General features: G+C 70.1%; 14 protein-coding genes. 6 read left to right on the forward strand and 8 right to left on the reverse strand.

Annotated elements, in window-relative coordinates:
* Positions 1–13 precede the first annotated feature (13 nt).
* The 3 genes from OO63_RS27070 to OO63_RS27080 are packed head-to-tail and all read right to left on the reverse strand — an operon-like array spanning position 14 to position 3,521.
* Positions 14–1,054, reverse strand: a complete 1,041-nt coding sequence (locus OO63_RS27070) for a ComEC/Rec2 family competence protein (protein WP_030356645.1) — start codon at positions 1,052–1,054, stop codon at positions 14–16.
* The gene (locus tag OO63_RS27075) at positions 1,054–2,346 is read right to left on the reverse strand and encodes a hypothetical protein (protein WP_030356646.1); all 1,293 of its coding nucleotides are present in this window, start codon (positions 2,344–2,346) and stop codon (positions 1,054–1,056) included. The genes OO63_RS27070 and OO63_RS27075 overlap by 1 nt, the downstream gene beginning before the upstream one ends.
* Positions 2,343–3,521: a caspase family protein gene (locus tag OO63_RS27080; RefSeq protein WP_030356647.1), complete on the reverse strand. Its 1,179-nt coding sequence runs from the start codon at positions 3,519–3,521 to the stop codon at positions 2,343–2,345. Before OO63_RS27080 ends, OO63_RS27075 begins: the two co-directional genes overlap by 4 nt.
* 87 nt (positions 3,522–3,608) lie before the next feature.
* On the opposite strand from OO63_RS27080, the gene OO63_RS27085 reads away from it, so the two are divergent.
* From OO63_RS27085 to OO63_RS27095, 3 genes are all read left to right on the forward strand, one after another.
* The gene (locus OO63_RS27085; protein WP_234311043.1) at positions 3,609–4,703 is read left to right on the forward strand and encodes a T6SS phospholipase effector Tle1-like catalytic domain-containing protein; all 1,095 of its coding nucleotides are present in this window, start codon (positions 3,609–3,611) and stop codon (positions 4,701–4,703) included.
* A gap of 464 nt (positions 4,704–5,167) precedes the next feature.
* The gene (locus OO63_RS27090; RefSeq protein WP_030356649.1) at positions 5,168–5,443 is read left to right on the forward strand and encodes a hypothetical protein; all 276 of its coding nucleotides are present in this window, start codon (positions 5,168–5,170) and stop codon (positions 5,441–5,443) included.
* A gap of 212 nt (positions 5,444–5,655) precedes the next feature.
* Positions 5,656–6,498: a MerR family transcriptional regulator gene (locus OO63_RS27095; protein WP_030356650.1), complete on the forward strand. Its 843-nt coding sequence runs from the start codon at positions 5,656–5,658 to the stop codon at positions 6,496–6,498.
* 3 nt (positions 6,499–6,501) lie between these two features.
* Here OO63_RS27095 and OO63_RS27100 read toward each other — a convergent pair whose 3' ends face one another.
* Together OO63_RS27100 and OO63_RS27105 are read right to left on the reverse strand one after the other, a co-directional pair.
* On the reverse strand, positions 6,502–7,368 hold the full coding sequence (locus OO63_RS27100; RefSeq protein ID WP_030356651.1) for a GNAT family N-acetyltransferase: 867 nt from the start codon (positions 7,366–7,368) through the stop codon (positions 6,502–6,504).
* A 192-nt stretch (positions 7,369–7,560) separates the two neighbouring features.
* The gene (locus OO63_RS27105; protein ID WP_030356652.1) at positions 7,561–8,127 is read right to left on the reverse strand and encodes a TetR/AcrR family transcriptional regulator; all 567 of its coding nucleotides are present in this window, start codon (positions 8,125–8,127) and stop codon (positions 7,561–7,563) included.
* A gap of 37 nt (positions 8,128–8,164) precedes the next feature.
* On the opposite strand from OO63_RS27105, the gene OO63_RS27110 reads away from it, so the two are divergent.
* Entirely contained in the window at positions 8,165–9,052 is an 888-nt protein-coding gene (locus OO63_RS27110; protein ID WP_030356653.1) for an SDR family oxidoreductase, read from the forward strand.
* Positions 9,053–9,273: 221 nt separating this feature from the next.
* On the opposite strand, the gene OO63_RS27115 is transcribed toward OO63_RS27110, so the two are convergent.
* The gene (locus OO63_RS27115) at positions 9,274–10,764 is read right to left on the reverse strand and encodes a SulP family inorganic anion transporter (protein WP_030356654.1); all 1,491 of its coding nucleotides are present in this window, start codon (positions 10,762–10,764) and stop codon (positions 9,274–9,276) included.
* Between the two features lie 431 nt (positions 10,765–11,195).
* Between OO63_RS27115 and OO63_RS27120 the strand changes: the two genes are divergently transcribed.
* Positions 11,196–11,609, forward strand: a complete 414-nt coding sequence (locus OO63_RS27120; protein ID WP_030356655.1) for a MerR family transcriptional regulator — start codon at positions 11,196–11,198, stop codon at positions 11,607–11,609.
* A 441-nt stretch (positions 11,610–12,050) separates the two neighbouring features.
* On the opposite strand, the gene OO63_RS27125 is transcribed toward OO63_RS27120, so the two are convergent.
* Positions 12,051–15,185, reverse strand: a complete 3,135-nt coding sequence (locus tag OO63_RS27125; RefSeq protein WP_030356656.1) for a hypothetical protein — start codon at positions 15,183–15,185, stop codon at positions 12,051–12,053.
* Positions 15,185–15,667 (reverse strand): hypothetical protein, encoded by a 483-nt coding sequence (locus OO63_RS27130; RefSeq protein ID WP_051910198.1) that lies wholly within the window; start codon positions 15,665–15,667, stop codon positions 15,185–15,187. The genes OO63_RS27125 and OO63_RS27130 overlap by 1 nt, the downstream gene beginning before the upstream one ends.
* A 279-nt stretch (positions 15,668–15,946) precedes the next feature.
* Between OO63_RS27130 and OO63_RS27135 the strand changes: the two genes are divergently transcribed.
* The gene (locus tag OO63_RS27135; RefSeq protein ID WP_030356658.1) at positions 15,947–17,146 is read left to right on the forward strand and encodes an NAD(P)/FAD-dependent oxidoreductase; all 1,200 of its coding nucleotides are present in this window, start codon (positions 15,947–15,949) and stop codon (positions 17,144–17,146) included.

Here is a 17,146-nt window from a genome sequence, read left to right on the forward strand (position 1 = left end):
CGGATCTCCACGGTCAGAACTCCACCGTGAAAAAGCCGTCCTCGTCGGCCGGTGCTGGTGCAAGCACGCGGTAGCCGAACTCCTGCTTCAGGTCGGCGAGGTCCCAGTTCTCCGCCCGGTCCCGGTAGTTGAAGACGAGTTCCTTGCTCGCCCCGCCGTTCTTGAGGATCCGGGCGATGGCGATGTCGTCCGGATGGCCGTGGACCTTTCCGTTGGTGGAGATCAGGTAGCGCCCGCAGTCGAGGAGGCCGAGGAGATCGTTCGACACGTTCTTGGAGCTGCCGTGGTGGGCGACCTTCAAGGCGTCGATCCGCAGGCGCCCGCCCTCGTCCTCGGCCCGCGGCCGGATGGACGCCACCAGGCGCGGGTCGTCCGCGTCGCCGGTGAAGACGATCCGGGTGCCCTCGAACTCGAAGAGCAGGGCGATGCTGGTCGGGTTCGTCGGGGACCTGTCCCGCTTGAACGGCACGGCGGCCAGCTCGTCGATGTCGATCGCGCCGAAACGCTCGATGCCGGGCACCGCCTCCCTCTCGACGGGGTCCACGCCCGGCATCAGCCCTGCCTCCGCACACTTCGCCTTCCACGTGGGAATCAGCGACTCCAGCAGCCGGCGGTCCGGCGCGAGCACTTCCATCGTGGAACCGTCGTCGAACCAGGTCAGGGGATGGCCGACTTCGATGCTGCGGCCCTCGAATGCCTTGTTCCAGGGGAGCTGTTGGGCGATGAGCTCGGTGGTGAGTTTCTCGCCGTCCACCGCGCCGAAGATCTCGCGGTCGTGGAGGTGGTCGAAGCCGTTGAACCACACGTCGCCGAACTCGACCGTCCGGTCGACGTCTTCGAGCAGTGCCAGTACGCCGAGGATGTGGTCCTGGTCGACGTGGGTCACCACGAGCACGTCGATCAGGCCGTCCAGCTCGGCGAGCAGGGGCTTGATCCGCCCATAGGTGCCGTGCCGTCCACCGTCGAAGAGGATCCTCCGGACGAAGGTGTCGTCGCCGTACTCGAGGAGCAGGCAGTCGCCGTCCTCCGCGGGCAGCATCCTGAGCCGGATCATCACGCACTCCCTTGCCTCAGGTCGAGAATCACGAACGGCTGACGCATGTCGGCCTGCCACGACAGGCGGCGCACCTCGTCGAGGCGGCGTACGCACGCGGGATCGTCGGGGAAGGCGGAGAGCCCGTCGACGAGCCAGACGAGCCCCAGCGTGTAGAAGGGGATGCCGCGGTCGCACGCCTCGATCAGGCCGTCCCGCGCCCGCCGCAGGTCCGGTGAGGCGCGGCGCAGCATCCGGATCGCCCGCAGGATCGCCCCGTCGCTGATCCAGGGGAAGGAGTCGGCGAGCCGCTCCAGCCAGGGATCCCAGTAGGTCTCGCCCCTCGTGTGGTCGGTGCCGATGAGGACGTAGGCCCCGGCCGCCGCCGCGAGCGGGTTCTGGTGCTTGGAGTACAGCATCGCCTCGACATCGGTGAAGAGCTGGGCGGCCATGTCGAGGGCGCCCAGGGACATGTACGCCAGACCGGCTCCGATCGCAGGATCGCGGACGGCGATGGCGACGGCGCTGCCGGTCGGGCTCTGCCGCAGATTGACCAGGACCTCGACCTCGCTGCCGCCCCAGGGCAGGGGGAGGGTGACCAGGCGTACGGATTCCTCGGCCTCCACGACCAGGAACTGCCGCTCCCCGGGTGGATCGCTGACGGCTCCGACGGGCCCGGTCGGGCCGAAGCGGTAGAGCGGTGAGACCGCCTCCCCGCGCACGTCGGGCTCAGGGAGGACGAGAGGTTCGCCCCGGGCGATCTGCCGGGCGACCGGCTCGTCCCGAGGGTTGTCCCCCAGAGCCAGCATCGACGCGAAGGTGCAGATCGCGGGCGAGGCGTCGCCGATCCAGGTGGCGAGCCCGGTCAGGTCCGCATCGGCCTGGACGGCGGCATCGCGCGGCGCGGACGCGGGGGCGACCATGGACCGCGAGGCGACCGAGGTGGCGAGCGGGACCTCGGCGGGGCTGTGGTAGACCCTGTCCGACTCGATGTTGCCCATGAGGTACTGCCAGGAGTGCGTCTCGTACGGCGAGTTCGTCATGTCGAACTCCACCGGCGTCTCCTCGCCCTCCACCGCCACGGCGTCCTCCGTCAGCACCAGCCCCGACGGCAGCGTCGCCGACACGAGGTAGCGGCCGGGCGTCACGGGGTACACCGCGGGGCGGCGATCGATCCCGCAGGGGATCAGGATGTTGCGTCGGCTCTGGCCCTTGAGGTCGGCCGAGAGGATGTCACCGACGATCACCGCCTCGTTGGACTCCCCGGTGGGGGAGCGGGCGAGGTGGAGCCTGACGGCGAGTGCGGTGCTCATGGCCGGGCCAATCGGACGCGGAAGAACGGCGGGCGGGCGTCGAGCTTCTTGCTGCGCAGGTCTTCGGGGCCCAGGACGGCCTCGACCTTGTACTGGCCGAGCGGCAGGAACGGGGCCCACTCGCGGAGGTCGGGTTCTTCGTCGGGGTCGGGAGGCGGGCGGCGCAGCGTCTCCGCGCCGCGCCGCTTGCACAGGAACTCGGCGCGCGCGTTGTCCTCGGGGTCCGTGCAGCCGATGTACACCGGGACGACCGGGGTGCCCTTCAGCTCGTGGAAGTCGAAGTCGAACGACTCGCCGCTCGTCGGTGTCGAGGCGCCCACGAGGGTGCCCGCGAACGAAGGCTCCTGCATGAAGCGGACGACCGAGCGCAGCAGGGTGGAGGTGGTCACCCGCCACACGCTGTCTTCGGTGTTCTCGCTCGCCGAGCCGTCGAAGCTCCGCAGCAGAGCGTCGGTGAACAGACTGACGCCACCGGCACGTCCGACGGCCGCCGCGCGGAGCATGGTCGAGTAGAGGACGGCGTGCACGCGCGGATCGAACCCGTCGGGGCGGAGGTTCCCGCCGATGACGACCCGTCCGAGCGTGTCCCTGCCCACCGTGTTGACGAGCGTGTCGGAGCCTTCCCGGCAGGCGTCGACGAAGAAGACCTGCTGGGCGGCCCTGCAGTTGTTGAGCCCCCGGACCAGCGCCTCGAAGTGCAGTGCGCCGTTCAGCGGGCTGTTGCGGTCGGCGAACATGTCCGCCGCCAGGAGGGAGGAGTCGGTGCCGAGCGAGACGCCGTGGCCGCAGAAGTAGAAGACGAGCCGAGCCTCGTCGTGGTCGCCCCGGTCCTTCCACTCCTCGATGGCGTGCACGATGTTGTCGATGGTTGCCGGTTCCACCACATGCTCCGCCTGCGTCTTCGGGTGGACGAAGGGGGTGGGATCCGCTTCGCTCAGCAGGAGTGCGAGCGTCGCCAGCGGCCTGCGCGCGTCGTGATACTGATCGATCATCCACGTGGCGAACGCGCGAGCCGAGAGAGGTGGTGAGGTCAGCTGCCTCAATCGCGCGGCGCCCGGGTGGTCCGTCGGCGAGGGACCACCGTTCAGATGTGTGTACGCCCCGACCCCGATGACGAGCGCGTGCGTGGACGAGGGCCCCGCGTTCTCGTCCATGTGCACCGTGAAACCGGCCATGGGACCTCCGCATGATGCACCGGCACGCCGGTAGGAGGCTTTGCTCCTATTATAGAAGTAGATGCGGACAACTGTCCCTTGGAGACCGTGATGGGCAAGAACATCGTGGTGTGCCTGGACGGTACGGGTAATCAGTTCAAGGCGCGCGGCAACACCAACGTCGTCAAGCTCTACGAGATGCTCGACCTCCGCGACCCCACCGCGCAGATCGCCTACTACGACCCCGGCGTCGGCACGTTCTCCGCCGCCGGTGCCTGGTCGCTCCCGGCCCGCAAGCTCTCCAAGCTGTTCGGGCTCGCCTTCGGCTCCGGACTCAAGGCCAATCTCGCCGAGGCCTATACGTATCTGATGCACCATTACGAACCCGGCGACCGGATCCATCTCTTCGGCTTCCGTCGGGGCGCCTACACCGCCCGCGCCCTCGCGGGGCTGCTCAAGTCCGTCGGCCTGCTGCGCCCCGGCTTGGAGAACCTCGTCCCGTACGCCATCGGCGTCTACGCCAAGAACCGCACCTTCAGCAAGGACGACTGGAAGCAACTGCACCAGTTCGCCGACGCGTTCAGCAGGAAGGTCGACGAACGGACGGGCGTCCCCGTCCACTTCATGGGGCTGTGGGACTCGGTGAAGGCCGCCGGACTGCTGCGCTGGAACCTGCGCTGGCTCTACACCCGGCGGATCTCCAACGTCGACCGGGTCCGCCACGCCGTCTCCATCGACGAGAAGCGCCGACCGTACGAGGAGTACCTCGTCCTCCCCCCGGAGGAACCGGCGGCACCGGGCCCGCTGATCGAGGAGGTCTGGTTCGCCGGCGTCCACTCCGACGTGGGCGGCACCTTCGAGGGCGACAAACCGAAGCAGCCAGGTACAGAACCCGCGAAGCTGTCCACGGTCACCCTCAAGTGGGTCGTGGACGGCGCCCTCGACTCCGGCCTGCTGCTCAAAGACGGGGCGTACGCGAAGCACGTCACACTCAGCCCCGCTCACGCAGAGGGCAGGGTGCACCGCATGGGCCGTGTCTGGGCCCTGCTCACCTACCGGCGCCGCCGCGTCCCCGACGGCGCCCGGGTACACGAGACCGTGCGGCTGCGCATCGAATCCGATGCCACGTACGGGAAGCGGATCCCGGCCGGTGTCGGGTGGGCGGACAAGGAATGGCTGTCGCCGCACCCGGGCGCCCGCTGACGGGATCACACCGTTCGATCCGGGCGCGGGAGCTCCATCGGTGTATCCCGACCGGGTTCTCGTTCGCCCAGACCCACCCCCACGCGGCGTGTACTTCGCGTACGAGGGGCAGTGCGGGACGCAGCTCGCGTTGCCCACGCACCGGCTGTCCGGGGCGGGCCGCCCGTGCCGCCCGCGCGGGACATGGCCGCGCCCGCCGCCGTAGCGGGGGTTGGGGGGCCCGACGTGCTCGCGCTGTTCGTCGGCATCGGCGGCCACCCCCAACTCCTCCTCGGCCGCCCGGTAGTGGCGCTCCAGGCCGTCGTACGTGATGGGCCACCGCCGTCCGTACCCGAAGGGCTCGGTGTCGAAGTCCTCCGGGAGCATGCGCGGCGCCAGGCCGGTCCAGACGTTGCCGGTGCCACGAGTCGACGCTTGGGCCCTGCCTGCTGCATCCTGGACACACCGACTGACAAGGGGCAGCGATGATCGCGCGCGTGGCCGTTTGGGAACCGATGCCGACCGACGATCGTGACTGGGTGCTGGACGCTGCCGCCGGCGTGCCCGGCGTCCACGGCAGCTATCACCTCATCGATCCCGTCACCGGCAACGGCCTGAGCGTCGCCTTCTTCGAGGATGAAGCCGCTGCTCAATCCGCGCGAGAGGCGATCGAGAAGCGCGCGGAGGAGATCGGCTGGAACAGTGCTCCGCATCCGGCGCCCGCTTCCACGACCATCTATGACGTCATCCGCCACACGTAGCTCGGCAAGGCCACTGCACGCGGCGTCGCGGCCGACTCGGTCGAAACCGACATCGGCTGCCTGAGCCGATCGCTTGCCGAGGCGTGGACGTGGCCTGCGGTGGTGGTGTTCTCGCGGGCGGACTTCCGTGCGGAGCTGGGGGCGTGGTTGCACCTGCCGTAGCGGCATGTGTTGTCCTCGGAGGCACCACCGCACGAAAGGCTCCGTCTGCGATGTACCCCTCCGTCACACCTCCCCGCCAGGTCAAGATCGGTGATGCCGCGGCCTTCGCCGGGACCACCCCGCGCGCGATCCGCCACTACCACCAGATCGGTCTGCTGCCGGAGCCCGAGCGAGGCGGGGACGGCCGCCGCCGCTACGGCTACGACGACATGATCCGCCTGCTGTGGATCCGCAAGATGGCAGAGGCCGGCATCAGCCTCGACGACATGCGGGCCGCCTTCGACGAAACCCGGGGCATCGAGGAGAACCTGGGCCGACTGGAGGAATCCCTGGCCGCCCAGGAAGCGGACATCAGGCGTCAGCGCGCCGCCGTCCAGCGCCTGCGGGTCGTGGGCAACCCGCTGGGGTTGCTCTCCGACCTGGTGACGGACCGGCTCAGCGACCTGCCCCCTGGAGCGCTACGCCCCTCCGACCTGGAATCCCTGCTGGTCACGGAACGGGTCTTCGGCCCGCTGGGCGCCGCTGTGCAGGCCAGCGTGTTCATCGTGCTGGCCACCCACCCCGACCTGCGGGCTGAGGAGGACCGTCTCGACGCGGCCGAGGCCGCCCTCGACGACGGCGTCGACCCCGATGACCCACGCGTCGAGGAACTCGCCGCACGGCGATTCGCCCACCACAAGGCCCTGCATCAGGCCATCGAGGCTGCCGGGCTGGACACGGCCGAGGAGAAGCTCTTCGACATCTACGATGCCGACCTGCAAGGGGAGGAAACCATCCGGATGAGCGCCTTCGAAGCCGTCACCAAGATGCCGTACGACTTCTCTCCCGCCCGGATGCGCTGCATGGAACTCACGGCACAACTCCTCGGCCGGGACGACTCCGCGGGCAGCTGATTCTCAGGCGGCCCGGCTGACGTCCAGCCGTTCGGGCGACGGCTCGTACCCAGCAGCCCTGTAGGCGGCGACGGCGGCAGCGTTCGAGCTCGGGGTGCTGACGAGAGCGCTTGACGCACCCAGTTCACGCAGCGCCGCCGCAGCGGCGACGCTGATCGCCGTCCCGTAGCCGTGACCGCGATGGTCGGCGTGTACGCCGACCGGCTCCAGCAGGCCGGGCTTGCCGGGCCCGGCCGACCAGACCGTCGCCGCGGCCACCGCGGTGTCCTGGTCGTCGTAGCCGATCAGGCAGCGCGCGTCGGCGTAGACCGGCCCGGCCGCGAGGACGTGCCAGATCTCCTCGGTGAACATCGGGCTGCTGAACGCCGAGCGGTGCACCGCGGTCCGCACCCCCGCCGTCTGCGGACCGGCTACCTCGATCCGCAGGCCGGAGTCCTGCACCGGCCCGGAGAGGTCGCGGCGCAGCGGCGTCCACGGCTCGTCCAGTTTCCAGCCCGCCTCCAACAGGACCTCGCGGAGCAGGGCGCCGTCCGGGATCTCGAGACCGACCTTCCCGGGCGGCAGGACCCCGCTCTCCGGATCACTGAGGTCCGCCAGCAGCCGGCGCGCCAGAGCGCCGTCCTGTCGCAGGTCCGGCGCGGTCGTCAGGCGCAGCACGTTGGGGCCGTCCAGGTACCCGACAGCGATGATCCGTCCGTCCACACTCCAGGTGCGCACGGCCGCGGCCAGCCGCTCCGCGCCCAGCGCCCAGGCCCAGCCGAGGTCGCCCGGATGGAGCTGCAGCGGAGTGCGGTCGTCCTGCCATGCGCGCAGGGCATCCACGGCCCCCGTCAGCCCGTCGACACCGGGCTCGTTCAGAGCGATCGTCATGCCCGCATCTCACACCGCCCCGGCGACCGGCCGCACTTGGTTTTACCCAGCCAGGCAGACCGACAGGGCACGCCCTGGGCACCCCCAGGCTCCTCAGAGACCGGGACGCTCTCGCTGAGATCACCATGGACATGGAGCTGAACGTCAGCGTCCTCTCCACTATGTTGGGGTTGAACTCCCTGGCCCGGACCGCTACTTGGGCTGCTCGCTCACCGCTCGGTGAAGAGTTCGCCGTACGAGTTCGTCCACGCTGTGCCGTGGTACGAGTCCGTCGGCGGCGGCCCGCAGGCCCGTGTAGACGGTGCTCCAGATCGTCAGCTCTATCCACCTCGCGGGAACCGCCGAGTCGAGTGCCCCTTCACGCTGGCCTCGTTCGATCTCGGCGAGGATCAGCTCGTCGACCTCTCGTGCGATACCGGCGTCAGCCTCAGAAGGCGTGCCTTCGGTGCTGGTGAACAAGAAGCTCATCCGATCACCGGCGTGCACCATCGCGGTGACGATCCGTTGGATCACCTGGAGCGCCGAGTCTGTGGCGGGGCCGGCCTGCTCGATCGCGGCTCGAAGCGTCGTCCACGAGTCGGTGATGAGTGCTGCGTGCAGGACCTGACGGTCGGAGAAGTACCGGTGAACGGTTGCTCGCCCCACGCCGGCAGCGGCGGCGATGTCTCCCAGGCCGACGGTGGGATCGCGAGACCACTGCGCTGCTGCGGCGTCGAGGATCGCCTGACGGGTCCGTGCGCGCTGAGGGGAGAGGGCCATTGCGTCATGATACTTCGACGTCTTACTGTGAGAATCTATGTCTCATTTAAAGAAGGCCTCTCCCATTACCGTCACCGGGGCCACAGGAGCGATCGGCCGCCTGGTCGTCGCAGGACTGCTTGACGCCGGTCACACGGTGCGCGGAATGTCGCGACACCCGCAACGTGCCTCACTCCCGGATGGCGTGGACGTGGTCTTCGGCGACCTGGACGACCCGTCCACACTGACGCACGCGTTCGACGGTGCCGCGCAACTCGTCCTGATCGCGGTCCCCGAGACCGTCGAGGCGGTCGTCTCTCGCGCAGAGCAGGCGGGAGTCGAGCACGTGGTCGTGGTCTCCTCCGCCGCCGTGACGGCCGGCTACGACACCACGTACAACGCCGTCGTCGAGCAGGCCGTCATGGACTCGGGACTGGACTGGTGCATCGTGCGGCCCGGTGAGTTCGCGACAAACTCACTCCTCATATGGGGGCCAGCGATCAAGGCGAAGCGCCGAGCTGTGGAGCCCTTTCCCGATCAGATCGGGCACCCCATCCATGAGGCCGACGTTGCCGACGTCGTCCTGGCCGACCTGCTCGACCCACACCGCCGCGGACGGATCGACACGATCATCGGACCGGACAGCCTCACCAAACGCGAACAGGTCGCAGTGATCGCAGACGCGATCGGAGAACAGATCACGCTCGATGAGGTCTCCGCCGAACAAGCCCGCAACTTCTACCGAGACCAAGGAGGCTTCGCGGCCGCGAACGCAGACTTCCTGTTCGGCTTCGCAAGCTACGACGGCGTCGCAGGCATCACAGACGAACCCCATGACACGAGGGCCCCGGACGACGATGCCTACCTCACACTCGACCAGATAACAGGAACGCAGGCTCGCACCTTCCGCCAGTGGGCGCACGATCACGCCCCCGACTTCACTTGAGCACTGCATCGTGTGACGCCACGAGATGGTGCTTCGCCGGTGAGGCTGCGGGGCATCAGGTCCGCCGTACCCGCGGCCCGCTGTTCCTCACCGGCCGCAGGGCACCGGAAGGGCGCCGTCGCTGGACGTGTGCGAGAACACGAGGCTGCCGGACACCCCGCTGGCCTGCCCGGACGGCGTCGGGAACCTGGCCGGGGTCCCCTCACTGTCTGCGTGCCGTGTCAGTGGCTGCCGGTGAGTTCGCCGGTGAGCTTGCCGTGGAGATCGGCGCTGGGGTCGTTCAGCCCGGTGATCTCCACGGTCTTGCCGCGCCGGGCGTACTTCGTCTCGATCGCGTCCAGGGCCGCCACCGACGAGGCGTCCCAGATGTGTGCGGCGGACAGGTCGATGACGACCTTGTCGGGGTCGGTGGCGTAGTCGAACTGGCTGACGAGGTCGTTGGAGGAGGCGAAGAACAGCTCGCCGGTGACCCGGTAGACCACCGTCTTGCCGTCGGGGTCGACGACGGCGGTCACCTCGGCGAGGTGGGCGACCCGCTTGGCGAAGACGACCATGGCGGTGATCGAGCCCACGACGACACCGATGGCGAGGTTGTGGGTGGCGACCACGCAAGCGACGGTGATCACCATGACGGCGATCTCCCCGGCGGGCAGCCGCCGAAGCGTCTTGGGGGCGATGGAGTGCCAGTCGAACGTCGCGAACGACACCATGACCATCACGGCGACCAAGGCAGCCATGGGGATGTCAGAGACGACGGGGCCGAAGACGATGCACAGCACCATCAGGAACGCGCCGGCGAGGAACGTCGAGACGCGGGTGCGGGCGCCGGAGACCTTCACGTTGATCATCGTCTGGCCGATCATGGCGCAGCCGCCCATGCCGCCGAAGAAGCCGGTGACGATGTTGGCGATGCCCTGCCCGATGGACTCGCGGGTCTTGTTCGAGTGGGTGTCGGTGATGCCGTCGACCAGCTTCGCGGTCATCAGCGACTCCATCAGACCTACCAGCGCCATGGCGAACGCGTACGGGGCGATCGTCGTCAGCGTGTCCAGCGTGAAGGGCACGTCCGGCAGGCCCGGAACGGGGAGGGAGGACGGCAGCGCGCCCTTGTCGCCGACGGTCGGCACGGCGATGGCCGCGGCGACGGTGATGGCGGTGAGGATGACGATCGAGACGAGCGGCGCCGGAATCACGGTGGTGATCTTCGGGAAGAAGACCATCAGGACCAGGCCGGCAGCGATCAGCGGGTAGACGGCCCACGGCACGTCGGTCATCTCGGGGACCTGCGCCATGAAGATGAGGATGGCGAGGGAGTTGACGAAGCCGACCATCACCGAGCGGGGGATGAAACGCATCAGCTTCGCCACCCCGAGGGCCCCCAGGACCACCTGGAAGACGCCGGCCAGGATGACCGCGGCGACCAGGTAGCCGAAGCCGTGCTCACGGTTGAGCGGAGCGATGACCAAGGCGACAGCGCCCGTGGCGGCGGAGATCATCGCCCGGCGTCCGCCGACGATCGAGATGACAACGGCCATCGTGAACGAGGCGAACAAGCCGATCGCCGGGTCGACGCCCGCGATGATCGAGAACGAGATCGCCTCGGGAATCAGCGCGAGCGCGACGACCAGGCCCGCGAGGACCTCGGTGCGCCAGACCTTCGGGTCGGAGATCCAGTCGGGCTTCAAGCCGCGCAGGCGCGCGGCCGGGGACACAGCAGTGGCAGCGGAAGACACAGGGAGAGAGAACCTGTCGTGCTCGGGCACACCCCTACGGCAGGCCGAGGCGTGCGGGAAGGACGCGCAGGGGCCGGGCCGGCACCCCGCGGACGGCCCCGTGAAGTGCGGAGCCGGACGTCGAAGACGGACGGGTCGGGGCCTGCGCGAGGGCGCGGCCTTACCTCACTTCCGGGGGCGAAGCCTCACGGCGGGCAGGCGGCGGCGCCGGGCGTCATGGGCTCGCGCACGCTTCTCTCCTGCAAGAGTCAGATCTTCGCCGGGGGCACCATCGGCCCCGACACGGGAACGGCGGGGCAGCGGCACGCCACCCTCACCACCAGGAACTCTACCCTAACGTTAGGGTAGAGATCGGCGGTGCCCACCCGGGGCGAGAACGCCGACGACGAGAAGGCCAGAGGATCGCGGGCGTGGACGGCAAGCACATGCAGATCGGCGAGGTCGCCGCGCGCACGGAGCTGTCCCTGCGCACCATCCGGCACTACGAGGAGACGGGCCTGGTCGTCCCGTCCGCCCGTTCGCAGGGCGGCTTCCGTCTCTACACCGAAGCCGACGTCGCCCGCCTCATGGTCATCCGCCGCATGAAGCCCCTCGGTTTCACCCTGGACCAGATGCGCGACCTGCTGGACGCCACCGACCGCCTCGACGCCGGCACCAGCCTCGACGCCGGTGAACGCGAAGCCCTCCTGGAACGCGTACGGACCTACCAGCAGGCCGCAGCCGAGCAGGTGGAAAAGCTCCGGGTCCAGCTGGCCCGCGCCGAGGACTTCGCCGCCGCCCTGGGTACCCGCCTGGAGCAGAACGCTCCGGGCGCCCGAGCCTAGAACCGGGCGTCACCTCCCGGCCGGTACCGCGTCGTCCTGCGGGCGGCGCGGACTGGGCGGGCATGGCCGCGGCCGGGATGGTCGGGTGTCAGGTCCAGGTGAAGGCGATTGTTCGTGTCCAGCTCGAACCGGCCGAGGGGTTCACGTGCGTTCAGAACAGCGGGGACAGTGCCCGCCGGTCGGTCGGCACAGGTCGACGTCGGCCGGGTAGTCGCATACGAACGCCGCACGCACCACCCGCCGCCCGTTGTTCCCCTCGCGCCAAGGACCGGCACACCCATGCCCCAGGCCCCCGAGGACGCCAGCATGGATGCCACCGCCGTGGGCGGCGTCGTGTCCGGCGCCGTGGTCCTGCTCGTCGTCATCGCCCCGCTGCTGGTGGTGACGGCGGCAGCCGTCACACCGCGTGCTTCGGCCGACTGTCCTTCCCCCCCCCGTGGCTCAGGGGGAACTCCTGTCGTGAGCCGCCGACGGGAAGACCGCGTAGACACCGGAGTCGAGGGCTTTTCGGTCATCTCCTTCCGCGCGCACGAGGACGAGGCCGTTGGCTCTGGTGGCGAGGGCGATCCGTGCTCCGCCAGAGGCGGCGAGGACCCTTTCGGGCTGCCCCGCCGAGCGCTTCCAGGAGTCGGCCCCGGGCGCGAGGGTGAAGTGGGCGGACGTGCCGCCGACGTCGATGGAGCACGTCGCCGCGTCGGCGCCCTTCTCCTTCCGGTAGGTCACGTGGGCCGTACCGTCGGGGTCGAACCACGTCTCGTGGACGCGCCATCCGACGCCGGGCCCCTTCAGCGCGACCGTGGCGCCGGAGGTGAGGTCGAGACCCGCCATCGGGTACGACCCCTCGCCGCACGAGCCGTACGGCGGCTGGCCCGTGGGCGGATCGAAGACGGCTCTGTCGCCGTCGGGGCTCACGGCCCAGACGCCGCCCGTGTATCCCAGCGGGGGAAGGTCCTTGACCCGCCGGGCCTTGGTCGGCGACATCAGCTCGGACAGGACGGACCGGCCTTCGGTCGTCGCTCCCACCTGGGACACGGCGTAGGTCTGCAGCCGAGAGCCGTTCCAGGCGCTCAGGAGTCTTGTGTTGGGCGGCCCGTCGTGGGCCGGCCCGACCGGAATCTCGGGCACGTCGTGGTCCTTGGCCTCTCCGCCGTCGGCAGGGTGTCGGCGGACGTCGTTTCCGCCGGAGACGAGCTCTCCGTCCACGAAGGCGATCGTGCAGGCGAAGCACGTCCAGGTGCGCTCGGTCCTGGACTTCAGGTCACGCAACGTGACCTTCGTGTCGTCGGAAAGGCCGTCGCCGTTGGAGGCGGTGTTCACCTCCGTCCAGGCCACCCGGGAGGCGTCCTCGGACCAGACGACCTGGCCCGGCTTGGCCTGCCCCTCCGTGGTCGCCAGGACCTGGGGCCGGCCGTTCGGCTCGGTGAGGACCTTGACCTGTGTCCGCGTCGTCCAGGCCAGTGGTCGGAAGGCGACGCCGGGAGCGGGGGAGTCGGTGAGGGAGGCGCACCGTCTGCGGGCGGCTTCGTCCTTGGGGCTCGTCGTGGTGACGCACACACGGCGGTCGTGGTCGGCGGTGACCGAGCAGGAGTCGGCCTGCGCGCCCTCGTCGCAGCCCCAGTAGACGAGGCTGACCCCCGCGGGGAGGGGCTGTGCGGGGTCCACGGAAACAGGCCCGGACTCGCCCTTCTTGGACGACACCACTGTGGTGCAGTCCGTCGCGCCCTTGCCCACCGAGCACGTTCCCTCGGGCTCCCCGGGCATGGTCGCTTCCAGGACGCGGGTCGCCACGGTGACCCGGACCGCGACGGAGTCCGCCCCGGCCTGCTGGCTGAGCACCACGCCACCCGCCGTCACGGACGCAGCCAGGCCGCCGCCGATGACCACCTTGGCCGTCACGCTCAGGCCGGTCTTGGCGGCCACGCCGCCCTTCAGGGCGATCGCCGCCGAGCCCGGGTCGACGGGAGGCGCCGAGGAGATCGCCTGGGACACCGTCTCGTGCCCGATGTCGCCCAGCGAGCCCGGATCACCGGCAGCGCCCGGATCGGGCGAGACCGAGGTCTCCGGGCCGGAGCCCGCGGCGTCGGGCTGCGCCCCGCCGTCACGCGGGGCGGCCGTGTCGGCCCCTGGGCCCGGATCCGCTCCACCGGCCTGGTCCCCACCGCACGATCGTGCGGCATCGTCGGCGGCGGCCGCATGGCCGCTGTCGCCCAGCTCGCGCCAGTAGGCCGCGGCCGCGGCGAAGGCGGCCGCCGCGAGGAGCCGCTTGCCGGTGACGAGTTTGCGTACGCCGTCCTCATGCGTCAGGTAGGCCACGATGTCCCGCAGGCCCGCGCGCACCGCGGCGTCGATGCCGTGCTCCAGGACCCGGCCCCAGGCGCCGGTGCGCAGGGAGCAGGCGACCACAGGGGAGGCCGCCCGGGCGAGCCGTGCCGCTTCCTCCGGGTGCCCGGCCTCGGTGGCCGCGTCCATGACGGCCGTGAGCAGTTCGGTCTCTTCGGCCACCGCCACGGGCTCCGTGCCCGTCGCGGTCACCCAGTGCGTCAAACGTGTGGCGAGTACCGCCAGTTCCGCAGGGCCGGGCCGAAGGCCCGCGAGCTGCCGCCCGCTGATCTCCGGTGCCAGGCGGTGGCCGCGCTCCGTGGGCACGAGCAGGCCTTGGGCCGCGAGCCGGTCGCACGTCGTGGTGAGGTCGCCGGCATCGCTCACCAGCGTGGTGAGCAGCCGTGTACTGACACCCCCGCCGCGGGCGAGGGCGAGGATCTCGACGACGTCCCGCTCGGCTCCTGCCAGGGCTGTCAGAAGTCGGGGCAGCAGGCCGTCGAGTTGGGCGGCGGGTCTCAACCGGTCCGTGGCCGCCGCCCGCAGCATCGGCAGCGGGGCGCCCGACGTGGCTCGCCACAACTCCTCGGCCACCGGTTCCTCACTCGTGGCCAAGGGGCGCCCGAGCCCCTGGGACAGCAGCATCAGGGCTTCTTCGTGGCCGAGGCCGCCCAGCGCCAAGGCCCGCCCCTTGCCGAGCAGGGTGCGTCGGCCGCTCGCGCACAGCAGTGCCGAGGACGGGAGTACGTCGAGCACCGTGTCCAGCTCCGCTGCCTCCCCTTCCAGGTCGTCCAGGACGACGTCCAGCTCGACTGCGGCCATGAGACGACGCAGTTCGACGGGGGAGGGGCGGTATCCGGGGGCGTCGTAGCAGGCTTCGAAGACGTCCTGGAGCACGTCGCCCGCTTCGCGTCCCGCCGCGTCCACGAACACCACAGGGCGGTCCGTGCCGGCCAGCAGGTGGGCCGCGAGGCGCAGCAGCGTGCTCTTGCCGATGCCGGACGGGCCGTGCACCTGGCAGAGGCCGTGCTCGGTGAGCCCGCGTACCAGGTCACCGAGTTCTCGCTCCCGGCCGACGGCCGCGCGTGGCCGTCGGGGCAGCAGTGTCCTGTCCTCGCGGGCGACCGGTACGGGGCGCTGCCCCGCCTGGACGACCTGGACGTACGACCGGTCACCTGAGACGACCACGTTGTTGTCACCGATGGTGACGTGTCCCCGGACGTCGCTGATCTCCACCGACGTGACCGGGCCGGGCATCAGCTCTCACCTGGTGAGGCCGCTCCGAAGCTCTGGAGGAGCGCGTCGAAGCCGGCGGCGACCTCGTCGCCCGCGGCCTGTGCCAGCAGGGCGACCGTGGGGAGCATCAGCAGGTCCGTGACGGCGCCGAGCGCGGCCGGGAGCTTCTCGGCGAACCAGGTGCGCACCCTCCCCATGGTCCGTACGTCGGGCTCGCCGTCGGTGACCGCTGCCTGCAGCTCCTCCAGACGGTCCACCGCGGCGCCCTTCTCCCGCTCCCCGGCGTCGTCGAGCTGTTCGACGAGCTCACGCACCCGGTCGAACTCGCGGCGCAATGCGTCCAGTTGGGCTTGCGTCACCTGGCTCTCCGCTCGCGCCGGAGCGCCGATGCTGCCGGTGACGGTGTTGCCGCGCCCCAATGTGGTGTGGCCGGTGACGTTCTGCACCGTCACTCTGTACGTGGTGTTGTCCTTCTCGTCCTGAGTGTCTCCGTGAGCAGCCATGCGAATGTGCCTCCCCCTCGACGTGCGGCGCGTCGGCCCAGCACTCCAACGCCGGCTCGCGCGCCAACGCTGGCGGCGACGGCGGGACCTGGCGTGCCCCGAGAGTAGTCAAGCAGTCACGCGGATGGCAGAGAATCGCCGGAGTTCGTCGCGGGGCGCCGGTCAACGGGAAGCTGCAGACTCAGGCAATGTGACGCACGTCACCTGGAGTTCCTGTCAGCAATCAGTGCGCTGTTCCGCTCAAGTCACCGAGAGGAAGCGAACAGGCAGGAGCAACACATGAAGCACCGCATCGTCGTCCTCGGCGCCGGCTATGCCGGGGCCTACGCGGCCGGGATCCTGAGCCGTCGGCTGTCCCCGGCGGGCACCGAGATCACCGTGGTCAACGCTGTGCCGGATTTCGTCGAGCGGATGCGGATGCACCAGTTGGCGGCCGGCCACCAGGTCGAGCCCCGGAAGCTCGCCGACGTCTTCGCGGGCACCGGGATCCGGCTGCGCCTGGCCCGTGTCACCGCCGTCGATCCCGAGCGCCGGATCGTCACCGTGGCGGACGCCGACGGCGGCGGCGAACTCCGTTACGACACGCTTTTCTACGCACTCGGCAGCCATGTCGCCGACCATGGCGTCCCCGGAGTGGCCGAGCACGCCTTCGACGTCGCAGGGCGACCCTCGGCGCTGCGCCTGCGCGAACGCCTGGACAGCCTGGACAGGGCGGGCACAGGCGGGAGTGTGCTGGTCGTCGGCGACGGGCTGACCGGCATCGAGACCGCCACCGAGCTCGCCGAGGCTCGGCCTGGCCTGTCGGTGACGCTGATCGCCCCCGGTGAGCTGGGCGCCCGGCTCTCCACCGGAGCCCGCGGTCACCTGCGCCGAGCCTGTGACCGGCTGCGCGTCACCGCCCTGGAGCACACCAGCGTCGAAGCCGTCGAAGCGACACGTGTGCTGTGCGACGACGGCAGGGCCCTGGCATCCGACGCGACCGTGTGGACGGCCGGGTTCGAGGTCAGCCCCATCGCCGCCGCCAGCGGTCTCGAGGTCGCCGAGAACGGTCAGATCGTCGTCGACCGCACCATGAGGTCGGTCTCGCACCCGAACGTCTACGCCATCGGCGACGCCGTCCATGCCATCGGCGACAACGGCCGGCCGATGCCGATGTCCTGCGGCTCGGCCGGGTACACCGGCCGACAGGCGATCGAAGCGATCGTGGGACGCTTGACCGGTGGCAAGGTTCCCCACACCAAGCTGGTCTACCTGTTCAACCACATCAGCCTCGGGCGGCGGGACGGGATGCTGCAGATGGTCGACGACGAAGGGCGGGCGAAGCCGAGGTATGTGGGCGGCTGGAAGGCCGCGCGGATCAAGGTGGGCATCATCAAGGGGTCGCTGTGGGCCACCGCTCACCCGACCTTGGGCCTGCCCAAGCGCAAGCACCGCCTGGCCACCGCGCCGGACGGCTCCGTCGAGAAGGCGGCGGCGTAG

Origin of the sequence: Streptomyces alboflavus (assembly GCF_000716675.1) — a bacterium.
GTDB lineage: Bacteria > Actinomycetota > Actinomycetes > Streptomycetales > Streptomycetaceae > Streptomyces > Streptomyces alboflavus.